Annotated in this window: 12 protein-coding genes; 6 read left to right on the top strand and 6 right to left on the bottom strand. The window is 64.8% G+C overall.

From position 1 onward, the window contains the following. Positions 1-124: 124 nt before the first annotated feature. The gene (locus tag AC5RUQ_RS04375; protein ID WP_493946171.1) at positions 125-955 is read right to left on the bottom strand and encodes an IclR family transcriptional regulator; all 831 of its coding nucleotides are present in this window, start codon (positions 953-955) and stop codon (positions 125-127) included. 234 nt (positions 956-1189) lie between these two features. On the opposite strand from AC5RUQ_RS04375, the gene AC5RUQ_RS04370 reads away from it, so the two are divergent. Beyond that, positions 1190-1774, top strand: a complete 585-nt coding sequence (locus AC5RUQ_RS04370; RefSeq protein WP_493946170.1) for a DinB family protein — start codon at positions 1190-1192, stop codon at positions 1772-1774. A 44-nt stretch (positions 1775-1818) separates the two neighbouring features. On the opposite strand, the gene AC5RUQ_RS04365 is transcribed toward AC5RUQ_RS04370, so the two are convergent. Together AC5RUQ_RS04365 and AC5RUQ_RS04360 are read right to left on the bottom strand one after the other, a co-directional pair. Then, on the bottom strand, positions 1819-3522 hold the full coding sequence (locus AC5RUQ_RS04365; RefSeq protein WP_493946169.1) for an HNH endonuclease signature motif containing protein: 1704 nt from the start codon (positions 3520-3522) through the stop codon (positions 1819-1821). A gap of 88 nt (positions 3523-3610) precedes the next feature. Beyond that, positions 3611-4582, bottom strand: a complete 972-nt coding sequence (locus tag AC5RUQ_RS04360; protein ID WP_493946168.1) for an NAD(P)-dependent alcohol dehydrogenase — start codon at positions 4580-4582, stop codon at positions 3611-3613. 264 nt (positions 4583-4846) lie between these two features. Here AC5RUQ_RS04360 and AC5RUQ_RS04355 point away from each other — a divergent pair, with 264 nt between their 5' ends. Continuing rightward, entirely contained in the window at positions 4847-6337 is a 1491-nt protein-coding gene (locus AC5RUQ_RS04355) for an amino acid permease (protein ID WP_493946167.1), read from the top strand. A gap of 52 nt (positions 6338-6389) precedes the next feature. Next, complete coding sequence (locus tag AC5RUQ_RS04350; RefSeq protein WP_493946166.1) at positions 6390-7025, top strand: LysE family translocator; 636 nt, start codon at positions 6390-6392, stop codon at positions 7023-7025. A gap of 3 nt (positions 7026-7028) precedes the next feature. Here the strand turns inward: AC5RUQ_RS04350 and AC5RUQ_RS04345 are convergent, their stop codons facing one another. After that, complete coding sequence (locus AC5RUQ_RS04345) at positions 7029-7898, bottom strand: SDR family oxidoreductase (protein WP_493946165.1); 870 nt, start codon at positions 7896-7898, stop codon at positions 7029-7031. A 98-nt stretch (positions 7899-7996) separates the two neighbouring features. On the opposite strand from AC5RUQ_RS04345, the gene AC5RUQ_RS04340 reads away from it, so the two are divergent. Further along, positions 7997-8389 (top strand): winged helix-turn-helix transcriptional regulator, encoded by a 393-nt coding sequence (locus AC5RUQ_RS04340; RefSeq protein ID WP_493946164.1) that lies wholly within the window; start codon positions 7997-7999, stop codon positions 8387-8389. Between the two features lie 231 nt (positions 8390-8620). Continuing rightward, entirely contained in the window at positions 8621-8884 is a 264-nt protein-coding gene (locus AC5RUQ_RS04335) for a hypothetical protein (RefSeq protein WP_493946163.1), read from the top strand. Positions 8885-8964: 80 nt separating this feature from the next. Here the strand turns inward: AC5RUQ_RS04335 and AC5RUQ_RS04330 are convergent, their stop codons facing one another. Next, complete coding sequence (locus AC5RUQ_RS04330) at positions 8965-9714, bottom strand: 3-hydroxybutyrate dehydrogenase (protein ID WP_493946162.1); 750 nt, start codon at positions 9712-9714, stop codon at positions 8965-8967. A 94-nt stretch (positions 9715-9808) separates the two neighbouring features. On the opposite strand from AC5RUQ_RS04330, the gene AC5RUQ_RS04325 reads away from it, so the two are divergent. Beyond that, positions 9809-10714, top strand: coding sequence for a LysR family transcriptional regulator (locus AC5RUQ_RS04325; RefSeq protein ID WP_493946161.1), 906 nt, complete (start codon positions 9809-9811; stop codon positions 10712-10714). 1 nt (position 10715) lies between these two features. Here AC5RUQ_RS04325 and AC5RUQ_RS04320 read toward each other — a convergent pair whose 3' ends face one another. Beyond that, positions 10716-11624, bottom strand: a complete 909-nt coding sequence (locus tag AC5RUQ_RS04320; RefSeq protein ID WP_493946160.1) for a spermidine synthase — start codon at positions 11622-11624, stop codon at positions 10716-10718. Positions 11625-11688: the final 64 nt, after the last annotated feature.

Here is an 11688-nt window from a genome sequence, read left to right as displayed (position 1 = left end):
TTCAAGGGGGTGGTGTCCGGTATTCCAGACGTACCCAACGCTCCCGTTGCGCCAGCAGTTTTGGTTGCCGAAAGCCCCGGTTGGGGACCGTAGGTGATAGGGCAAAAATGGGGAGCGGGGGCGGCTACTTGACGGGGCGGCCGTGAAGCCGGACGGACAGTTCGTCGGCTACCTTTTGGACCCGGCCAGCCAGCACCGGCCATTCCTGCGGGGGCAATTTGTCCTCGAGGAACGTCACGGCGACTGCCGCCGTCGGCCATCCCAGATGGTCGGTGACGGCGGCGGCGATGGAGCCGAAGCCTGGTGTGACCTCGCCGTGTTCGGTGGCGTAGCCGCGCTGCCTCACCTGGTCCAGGTGCGAGGACAATGCCGAGTACTTCATGATGGCGCCCTCCACCTCGTGCCGGGCGGTGAAGGCTGCGGCGTTCGGGTAGAGCGCCCGCACTTGGGACTTCGGCAGAGCCGCGAGGATGGTCCGCCCGCTGGCGGTGAGGTGGCTGGGGAGCCGGACGCCGACGTCGGTCACCAGGGACGGGCGGTTTTTGGCCCGCTCCTCCACGATGTAGAGCACATCCCGGCCGTGCAGCACCGCCAAGTGTGCACTTTCTCCAAGGGCATCCACGAGGGAAGCCAGCAGTGGCCGGCCGAGCCGGGACAGTGGCTCCTGCCGGGAGTACGCGGAACTGAGCTCGAAGGCGCTGATGCCGAGCCCGTACCGTTGCTCCTCATGGAGATGGAGCACAAAACCATTTGCCTCCATGACGCCCAGCAGGTGGTAAACACTTGAGCGGGGCAGGCCGAGGGAAGACGCAATTTGCGACGCCGCCATCGGCCCCCGCCGGGAGGCCAGCAGTTTCAGGATGCGCAGCGTGTTCTCGGCAGCCGGAACCTTCGACGCCACCTTAGATGCCGCCTTCGGTTCACTGACCGACTGCGGCCTCGCTTCTGTAGTCAACACCGGACACTCCTTCGTTCCTCGCGGGATCTCCCACTGCTATCCGGGATCCCGTACTTAAGCATGCGCCCCCGCTGGTTCTCCAATTGCGTTCAGCGCATGCCTCCTGTCTGGAGTACCAGACAGGAGGAGGAAACGACGAGCTGGGCGGGCGTGATGGCGCGTCGACCACTGTTAGGGGCTGCTCCTGGCTGCCCGGCCGATGACAAAACTTGCGTTGGGTATGCTCCCGCTATGGATGAGAAAGAGACACTGCTTCACTATCTGCGCGTCAGGCGGGACAATCTCCTGGGCAAGCTGGATGGCCTGAGCGAATACGACATCCGCCGCCCGCTGACGCCTACCGGCACCAATCTGCTGGGCTTGGTGAAGCATGTGGCAAGCGTGGAGCTCGGTTACTTCGGTGAGGTTTTTGGCCGGCCCAGCGGACGCCACCTCCCCTGGTTGGATGAGGATGCAAGCCCCGACGCCGACATGTGGGCGCTGGCCGATGAATCCATGGACTTCATCGTGGAACTGCACCTGTTTGCCGCTGCCCACAGCCATGCAACCATCGAGGCACTTCCGTTGGATGCTCCAGGTGTAGTGCCGTGGTGGCCGGCAGAGCGGCGCCACGTCACCCTGCACCAGATTTTGGTCCATATGGTTGCAGAGCGGGCGCAACACCTGGGCCACGCCGACATCCTGCGCGAACTCATCGACGGGAGCGCCGGCCAGCGGCCCGGAGATCCCAACCTGACCGTTCGCAGCGCGGAAGAATGGGCGGCACACCGCGCCTCGATCGAGGCTGCAGCCCGAGCTGCGTCCAGCACTGCATAGCTTCCCTTGGACCAGAACACGCACGCTGGAATACACGCGTGGCTTCAAACGTGTAGGACAGGTTTCGACGTCAGGAACAGCTCCCAGTCCGGGAACGGATCGTGCGGCAGGACCTCGGGCACGTCATGGAGGTCCTCCCAGCGGGGTTCTTCAGGTGAAAGGTCGTCGGAAGTTATGAAGTCTTCCGGTGCTATATCGACCCAGGGATCATATGTAAGCGCCGAATCCTCTGCTCGGAGTTCCGCAGCCTGAAATCCCGCACTCAGAACGTCCGCAGCCTGAAATCCCGCACTCGGAACGTCCGCAGCCTGAAATCCCGCATAAAGAACGTCCGCGGCGGCAACTGCCCGTGGCAGCGATACTCCCAATTCAGTGGGCCAGTGGGGTGGTTCCCAGTCCTGGTGTTCGCTTTTGTAGTGCCTGCCGGTGGGTGAGGTCCAGCCGGGTGGTTCGGTTGTGGTGGCTGGTGTTGGTTTCCAGCCGCTGGTGTGGCGGAGCTTGTGGTGCTTTGGACAGGGCTGGCCCAGGTTCGATATTCCGGTGGTGCCGCCTTGGTGCCAGGCGAGGAGGTGGTCTGCCTCGTTGTCCAAAGAGTTGTTGCTGCAGCCCGGGAACGGGCATTTACCGTCCCTCAGCCGCAGCCAGTTCCGCATCGCCTTGGTCAGCCGGTAGCTGGTCCGGCTGATCTCCAACGGAGCCCCGTCCCGCGGATCCACCAACACCCGGTAGAACGAGCCGGCCCCGTTACCGACGAGGTTCCGTGCCATCGAGGCGGGGATCGGGCCGGACCCGTCCAGCACCGCCGGCTCGTCAGTCAGGCCCAGCAGCGAGAACACGGGCACGGTGACCAGCACCTGCGCCCGGGGTGCGGGGATCTTGGTGGTGGTGCCGCCCAGAAGCCAGCCTGCAGCGACATCGGCCCGGAGCTGGGTGAGGGTGCGGATTTCGTCCGGTCCCTGCATTTCCCGGGAGATGGTGGTGAGCCGGTCCCAGATGGCGGACGCTTGGTCCGCGGGCAGGCAGGCAGCGACCCAACCCATCCCGTCACCATCAAGCCAGTACTCGACCCGCCGGTCCGCCACACTCCGAGCATGCCGCTTCTCCAGGCTCTCCGGGTGATGGCGTTCCCGCCAGGCCCGGGCCTTGGCCTTGAACCGGTACGCCGGCATCTCCCCGACCGAGGCGGCTGCTCCCGGTTTCGGCGTGTCCGGGTCCAGGAAGTGCGCCTCCAACGCCGCCGCCCCTTTACGGTCAAGGCTCGCGGCCTGGTCCACCATGGTCCGGGCGTGCGCCCAGGAAACCGTCCCGGCCTGCAAAGCAGCCAGGGTCCGGGGCAGGGATGTGGTCAGGGCATGGGAATCGGCGAGCAAGGCACCGGCGGCCCGGTCACCGATCGCCAGCACACACCCCACCTCCGCCACCAGGCTCCGCTCCTGCGCCGCCACCTCATACGGCGACGAAACCGGAGCATTCAACGCTTTCGTGGCCACAGCGAACACCGCCACCGCCTGCGCCTTCAGGGCCGCCAGCTTCGCTTCCGACCGTGCCACCCCGGCAAGAACATCCAAAGCCCCATCAACAACCCGCTGCAACGGATCATCAGACTCAACCGCGGCCCCAGGACCAGCACTACCGGAAACAGCACCACCGGAAACAGCAACATCGCCGCCAGCGAGCACCGCAGCAAACGCAGCGACAGCAGCCACAACGGCCGCCTCCGCCTGCACCACTGCCGCGTTCGTATCCATACCTCCATCATGGCGAGGGGGTACGACATTCTCAGACGGCAAAGCCTGCGGCAAGTCAGGCGTGAGCATGCACAAGCCTGCCGTCGATTCAGATCGTGACGACAACCTTGCCGCGGCTGCGCCCCTCGTGCAGGTACCTGATGGCCGCCGGTGCCTCAGCCAGCGGGAAGACCTTGTCGACTGCCGGCTTCACGCTGCCGGCCTCGATCAGCGATGTGAGGGCCTCGAGATCCAAGGACGTTTCCTTCGAAACAAGCCCCTTGAACTTCTGCCCCGAGAACATTGAAGCAAACGGTGCGCCAAGGGACCGTTCAAAGCCGCCGGTCAGCTTGCCACCTCCTTCGCCTCCCACGATCACCAATGTGCCCTTCGGCGTTAGAGCCGCGCGCAGGACGGACAGCGGCCGGTTGCCGGCCGTGTCCAGGATGACGTCATACAGCACCCCGGACCCGGCAATATCGGACTTGGTGTAATCGATGACCGCATCCGCGCCAAGGGACCGGACCAGCTCCACCTTGCCGGTACTGCACACTCCCGTGACTTCTGCTCCAAAAGCCTTGGCCACTTGAACCGCAAAGGAGCCAACTCCCCCGCCGGCTCCGATGATGAGCACCTTCTGGCCAACGGTGACCTCGCCCGCATCCCGGACAGCTTGCAGGGCGGTGACAGCGGAGATGGGTGCCGCAGCCGCTTCCTCAAACGAGAGGTTCGCCGGCTTCCGGGCCACCTTGTCCTCCTTCGCGCGAACGTACTCTGCGAAGGATCCGTCGCAGGTTCCGTAGACCTCGTCACCGGCAGAGAAGCGGGTTACTCCTGCACCCGCGGCCTCCACAACGCCCGCTACCTCCCGGCCCCGCACGGGAACCTTGGGCCTCCTCAAGCCGTAACCGAAGAGCCGGACCAGATACGGCAACCCGGTCATCAGGTGCCACACACCCTGCTCAACGCCTGCCGCCCTCACGCGGATCAGTACCTCGCCCTCGCGGGGCACCGGCGCAGCGATATCCCGCAACTCAAGTACGTCGGGCGATCCATAAACATCCTGCACGATAGCTCTCATGGTCAATCTCCTTCAGGCTGCGGGTGCTTGAACCCGTCCTCAAGCAGTTCCCGTCCGGCGTCATTCGCCGGGTTCAACAGCGGGCCCCTCAAACTAAGGAGAACCCACCCATCGAGTCAAGGGTTGTACCCCGCCGTAGCGGAAGGCTGAAACAGCACGTCGTCTGAAATCAAAGACACCAACGCCCCGTGAGACTCATCACGCCGCTTCCGAAAGTGGTCTGCTGGTTAGCGGCTCCCCTCCCAAAGACGAGAAGGTATTTGTATGCAACCAGCACCCAGCCCTGCCCGGACCAAAAGTCCGGCCGGAAAACAGGCGCCCGCAGCCGCCGTCGGAAGCGTACTCAACCGCGGACTGAACGTGCGGCACATCCGGTTCATGGCCCTGGGCTCCGCGATCGGAACAGGCCTCTTCTATGGTTCCGCCTCAGCTATCCAGAAAGCCGGACCAGCGGTCCTGCTGGCCTACATCATTGGCGGCGCGGCAGTGTTTATGGTGATGCGGGCCCTAGGCGAAATGGCGGTGCGGCATCCGGTCTCCGGCTCCTTCGGCCAGTATGCGAGCCGCTACCTTGGTCCCCTGGCAGGCTTCGTCACAGGCTGGACCTATGTCTTCGAAATGGCCATCGTCGCCATCGCGGACGTTACAGCCTTCAGTATCTACATGGGCTTCTGGTTCCCCCAGGTGGAGCGCTGGGTCTGGATCCTGGCCATCATCTTCTTCCTCGCCGCGTTGAACCTCCTCAGCGTCAGAGTCTTCGGCGAGCTGGAGTTCTGGTTCTCGCTGATCAAGGTGGTGGCCATCATTGCCATGATTGCCGGCGGCGCAGCCATTATCGCGTTCGGCTTCCAGGCCGGCGGCTCAACAGTTGCGCCTGGCCTTGGAAACCTTGTGGACCATGGCGGCTTCTTCCCGTTCGGCTTCGAAGGCCTGCTGGCATCCTTCGCGGTGGTGATGTTCGCCTTTGGCGGTATCGAGACGCTTGGCATCACGGCCGGCGAGGCCGCGAACCCGAAGAAAGTCATCCCCAAGGCAGTCAATACCGTCCCGGTCCGCGTCCTGCTGTTCTACGTTTTGACGCTGGGAGTGCTCATGAGCCTCTTCCCGTGGAATGAAATCGGCAGCAACGGCAGCCCCTTCGTGCAGATCTTCAGCGGGCTTGGCATCCCCGCAGCCCCCCACATCCTGAACGCCGTGGTGATCACGGCGGCCCTCTCCGCCATCAACAGCGACATCTTCGGCGCCGGCCGCATCCTCTTCGGGCTCTCCCGGCAAGGCCACGCTCCCGCTGCCTTCGGCAAGGTATCGCGACACGGCGTGCCGTGGATGACAGTAGTGATGATGGCCGGGATCCTCCTTGTAGGAGTCATCCTGAACGCCGTAATTCCCGAGAACGTCTTCATCCTCATCGCCTCGATCGCCACGTTTGCCACTGTCTGGGTATGGGTCATGATCCTGGCCTCCCATGTGGCCATGAAGCGGGAAATCGCTCGTACCGGCCTGCCGGCGTCGGAATTCCCGTCGCCCTTGTGGCCCGCGGCATCCCTACTCACCATTGCCTTCATGGCGCTGGTGATCGCCGTGCTGGGCGCATTCGAGGACACCAGGATCGCGCTCTACGTTGGCGGGGCCTGGCTGGCGCTTCTGGTCCTTGCCTACCGCCTGTGGGTCAAGGGTGACGGACGACGACGTGCTGACCTCGTGGACGAGACCTCGCCCCTGCCGGTGGTCACCGCAGCCCCCGGCAGCAAGTAAGTATCAGGACTTCGGGAGGCTAAACCAGTGACTGCCGGAGCTAAGATCAGGCATGGTTCCACTCTCCAACCTGCTGGCCTTTGCGCTTGCAGCCGTGATCCTCATCGCCGTGCCGGGCCCGAGCGTTTTGTTCGTGATTGGCCGGTCGCTGGCACTCGGGTGGAAGGGCGGCGTCCTCACCGTCCTTGGCAACGCCGCCGGGCAGTTGCTGCAAGTGGCGGCCGTGGCGTTGGGGGTGGGCATTGTTGTTGCCCAGTCCGTGGTCCTCTTCAGTGCGGTCAAGCTGGCGGGCGCCGCCTACCTGATCTACCTTGGCATCAAAGCCATCCGGCACCGGCGGAGCCACCACTCCCTCGACGCCCGGCCAGTAGACGCACGCCCGTTGCGCCTTGTTGCTGAGGGCTTGGTGGTAGGCGTCACCAACCCCAAGTCAGTGGTGTTCTTCATGGCCGTGCTGCCGCAGTTTGTCCACTACCCGTCAGGCGCCATCGCGTTCCAGTTGGCGCTGCTGGGGGTGGTGTTCCTGGTCATCGCACTGGTCTCGGACAGCCTATGGGCAATAGCAGCAGGTTCCGCCCGCCAATGGTTTGCCCGGTCGCCCCGCCGGGTCTCAGCTATGGAGGCAACCGGCGGGGCGATCATGATCGGTCTGGGCGGGACCCTGGCGCTCACAGGCACCAAGTCCTAGATGCTAGGCAGTGGCACTGGGAGCGGCTAAACGAACCGCGTCTGCCAACGAAGTGGCCGGGCGTCCGATCAGTTTGCGCAAGTCGCCAGAGCTCACCAGAAGGTCACCGCGGGCTATCCCCAGGTCCGAGTCGGCCAGGATCTCCGCGAACGCCTCCGGCACTCCGAAGCCGGTCAACATCCCGGCGTACTCCTGCGGCGGAAGGTCCTGGTAGGAAACGTGGGTGCCGGCCGCGGCGCTGATCTCGGCCGCAAGCTCAGCCATGGTGAACGGTTCATCGCCGCCCAGCTCATAGATCCTGCCGGCTTGGTCGGTGGCAACCAGCACTGCAGCAGCTGCATTTGCGTAGTCTGCCCTGGAAGCTGCGCTGACACGCCCCTCCCCAGCGCTGCCTGCGATGGCGCCCTGCGCGAGCGTGCCGGGCAGCTGGTCGGTGTAGTTCTCGAGGTACCAGCCATTGCGCAGCAGCACGAACGGAACGCCGGATTCCTGCAGGATGGCCTCCGTTGCCTGGTGCTCGGCTGCCAGCTTCATTCCGGTGGTGTCCGCATTCGCGATGCTGGTGTACGCCACCAGTTCAATACCCTCAGCCTTCGCCGCCTCTATGACGGTCCGGTGCTGCTCCACCCGCTGGCCCACCTCGCTGCCCGAGATAAGGAGCACCTTGCGGGCGCCCTTCAAGGCCTCCGCTACGGAGGCTGCGTCGGCATAGTCCATTCTCCTGACCTGGACACCACGCCCGGCGAGGTCTGCGATCTTTTCGACGGAACGGCCCGCGGCCACAATCTCCCCGGCGGGAACGTTCCGCTCCAGCAGGGCCTCGACGACGTGGCGGCCCAGCTGTCCGGTTGCTCCGGTGATAACGATGGTCATGATTTTCCTTCCATTCGGGGTTCTGTCAGGGAGCACAACCACGCCCTTCCGCGATTACTTCCCGAAAGAGAGTACGCACTTTCAGGTAAGGTACTTACATGAAAGTTAGTGCCGAGGGGTTTACCGGCCACGCAGCACCCCTTCCGGCTGCCCTTGCCGACGGCGTTTTCCCGGCCGGCTGCCCCAGCCGCACCGTCCTGGACCATATCACCAGCAAGTGGGGCGTACTGATCCTGCTGGCGCTTTCCGAGGGCGAGCAGCGCTGGAGCGACTTGCGGCGGCGGGCAGAGGGCGTCAGCGAGAAGATGCTGGCCCAAACACTCAAGACCCTGGAGCGTGATGGCCTCGTCACGCGGACGGCCCAGCCCGTCATTCCGCCACGGGTGGACTACAGCCTGACCGGGCGCGGTTATGAGCTGAGCGCGCTGCTCGTTCCGTTGGTGGCGTGGGCCTTCGAGAACGCTGACGACATCATCAAAGGGCAGCCTTGAGAAAAATAGGAGCAACCCGAAGGGCTTCCCAGGCACTCCTCAAGTAATCAACCGGAGCGAGTATGGGCCCCTTCAAAAAGCGAGTACATGTTACTGGTGTGACTGCTGTGAATAGCGCATAGCTTTGGCGTAAGGTGCCAGCCGGAATGGGAGGGCCGTCCTCCGCTGGGAGCGTTCCGGTTTGCCTGCACTGCCAGTGGGCGGCTTGCCGCCCGCAAGGAGTTGGTACGCATGGTCAAACCTCTTGTCCAGGACCTGTCCAGCATGGGACAGCCTGTAACCTTGGCCTCCGTCGCGGCGCAAACGTGGAGCCGCGTCGTGAAGCCCTTCGCCCCACGGTCCCCTTACAGGATCGGTGACGCAGTAGTGGCAGACGATCCCTTCAAGGGCCGCCGCGAGGGAGTGGTGGTGTTCCTGCAGGGCTTGTCCGCGGGGGTGGACACCGCCGAGGGCGTCTTCTTCTACGACCACCGGCACCTCAAAAGGCTGGATTGAGTTTTTGTCCAGATCTGCAGGCTTCAGCGGCCTCCAGCCCTGCATACCTGGACAAAAACTCCGTGCCTCCACGGGCGGCACTACCGCGCGGACCAGCCGCCGTCCATGGTGTAGCTGGCTCCGGTCACCATGCCGGCGTGGTCCGAAGCCAGCCATGCGACCAGGGAAGCAACTTCCTCAGGCTCCACCAGGCGCTTGATGGCCGACTCTGTGAGCATGACCTTGGCCAGTACCTCCGACTCGGGGATGCCGTGCACCAGAGCCTGGTCCGCGAGCTGCTTCTCCACCAGGGGCGTCCGCACATACCCCGGGTTGATGCAGTTGGAGGTCACCCCGTGGTCCCCGCCTTCGAGCGCTGTGACCTTGCTGAGCCCTTCCAAACCGTGCTTTGCCGAAACGTAGGCACTCTTGAACGGCGAGGCCCGGATGCCGTGCACGGAGGACAGGTTGATGATCCGGCCGAACCCGCTGGTGTACATGTGCGGCAGGGCAGCCCGGATCAGCAGGAACGGCGCCTCCAGCATCAGGGCGATGATCCGGCGGAACTCTACCGGATCGAATTCCTCAATAGGACTGATGCGCTGGATCCCGGCGTTGTTCACCAGGACGTCGCAATCCAGGCTCAGGGTGGCGAGCGAGTCCACGTCCAGCAGGTCAACAGCCCAGGAGGTGCCGCCCACCTCATCGGCAAGCTCGGCAGCGCCGGCGGCGTCGACGTCGGCAACCACCACTTTCGCTCCACGGGCGGCCAGTTCCCGGACGCAGGCGGCGCCGATGCCGCTTGCACCGCCGGTGACCAATGCCTTGCGGCCATTCAAAGTGTTTTCCATAGCAATCCCCTCGGGTGTTTCCCACTGAGTATTACTGCACAGACATGCACCTTCAATGACTAATCAAGCACCAAGTGCATGCAGAATTGCAGATATGAAAGCCAACCCCGATGACTTGCTGGTACTGCTCGCGGTGTCCCGCTCCGCAAAGTACACGACGGCGGCCCAGGCCTTGGGGCTCAACCACACCACCGTCTCGCGGCGGATAGCAGCCCTTGAGAAGGCGCTCGGCGGCCGGGTTCTGGCGCGTGCCACCGGAGGGTGGGAACTGACTGACCTCGGAGCCCGGGCCGTGCAGGTCGCCGAACAGGTGGAAGCGGTGGTGGGCACGCTGGGAGCAGCCGGGAAGGCACCCGACCCGATTACCGGCGTCGTCCGTATGACGGCGACGGATGGCTTCAGCGCCTATATCGCCGCCCCTGCCGTCGCCCGGCTGCGCCGGGATCATCCGGGGCTGTGCGTTGAGGTGGTGACCATGACCCGCCGGGCGCTGCAGCAGCGCTCCGGACTGGACATCGAAGTGGTGGTGGGCGAACCGCAGGTGCACCGGGCCGAAGCGGTGCGGCTGGGTGACTACATGCTGGGCATGTATGCCTCGCGCGCCTACCTGGAGGAGCACGGCACGCCTGCCACCGTGGCCGAACTCAACGAACACCCGTTGGTCTACTTCGTTGATTCCATGCTGCAGGTGGATGACCTTGACGCGCCCCGCCGCCTGGTCCCGGGGATGCGCGACGGCCTCACCTCCACCAATGTCTTTGTCCATGTGGAGGCAACCCGCGCCGGGGCCGGCATCGGTTTCCTGCCCTGCTTTATGGGCGACCTCCACGATGACCTGGTCCGCCTGCTGCCCTCAGAGATCGCCGAGTTGCTGCCGTACTGGATGGTGCTCCGGCCGGACTCGCTGCGGCGGCCTGCGGTGGCGGCGGTAGTGCACGCGCTGCGGGAACAGATGGCGGAGCACCGGGAGAAGCTGCTGGGCCGAGGTTCCGGTGATTGAGCTAGCTACCGGGCGGGTCGTGCCGCACGGGTGATCCGGCCGCAAAGGCCCGCACTTGGGTGTCGTCCCACAGGTGCGCCGGAACGGCGCCGCCCAGGAGCCGGCGCGCAAGTTGGGGGTCATCAGCGAACGGGGTATCGCTGCCCGCCATGACCATGTTTCCGTAGCGGCGCCCCTTCAACATAGCCGGGTCCGCGATGATGACGGTGTGCTTGAAGGCAGCCGCGATGGTGGCGGCGTCCTGCCTGGCGTTCCTCAGGTCCGGCGCATCCCCGGAGTTCACCACGTACAGCCCGCCGGGCGCGAGAACCCGCCTGACGTGCCGGGTGAACTCGGCCGTGGTCAGCGGGCGCGGGGTCAGGGCACCGGCGAAAACGTCCCGAATGATGAAGTCCCGGGTCTCGGCCGTCAGGGTCTCCGTGACTTCGCGGGCCTCCCCCACCCGCAGGCGGAGCAGCGGCGCCTTGGGCAGGTCGAACCAGCCGCGCACGTACTCCGCCAGCTTGCCGTCCAGCTCCACCACCACCTGCCGGGCGTCCGGATAGACAGCATGGAAGTAGCGGGCCAGGGAGCAGGCGCCGCCGCCCAGATGCAAGCCGCGGAGCTTCGGCCTGGTTCCCGCCGTTTCCGACGGCGGCCAGCGCGACTCGATCAGCGCCGCCATCCAGCGCATGTACTCGAAATCCAGGAACAGCGGGTCGGCGAGGTCGATGTGCGAACTCATCACGCCGTTGATCTTCAGGAGCCAGCCGGTGGAGTTGTCCTGGTCGGCGATCAGCTCGCAGTCCCCGGTGTCGACGTAGTAGACGCCTTCAACTGGTCCGCTGGGCCGGGCTCCCGCGGGGACCTCCACCACTCCTGCTACAGGGCGCAGGCCGTTCCGGCCACCTGACCTGCCGCGTTTTGCCATTACCCGTGCCGCGCTTCAGTCATGTTTCAACCCTAATTGCTTCCGACAGCACCGGTGCCCGCAC

The organism is Arthrobacter sp. MDT2-3 (genome assembly GCF_059090465.1).
This window is presented reverse-complemented; position numbering and strand designations above follow the sequence as displayed.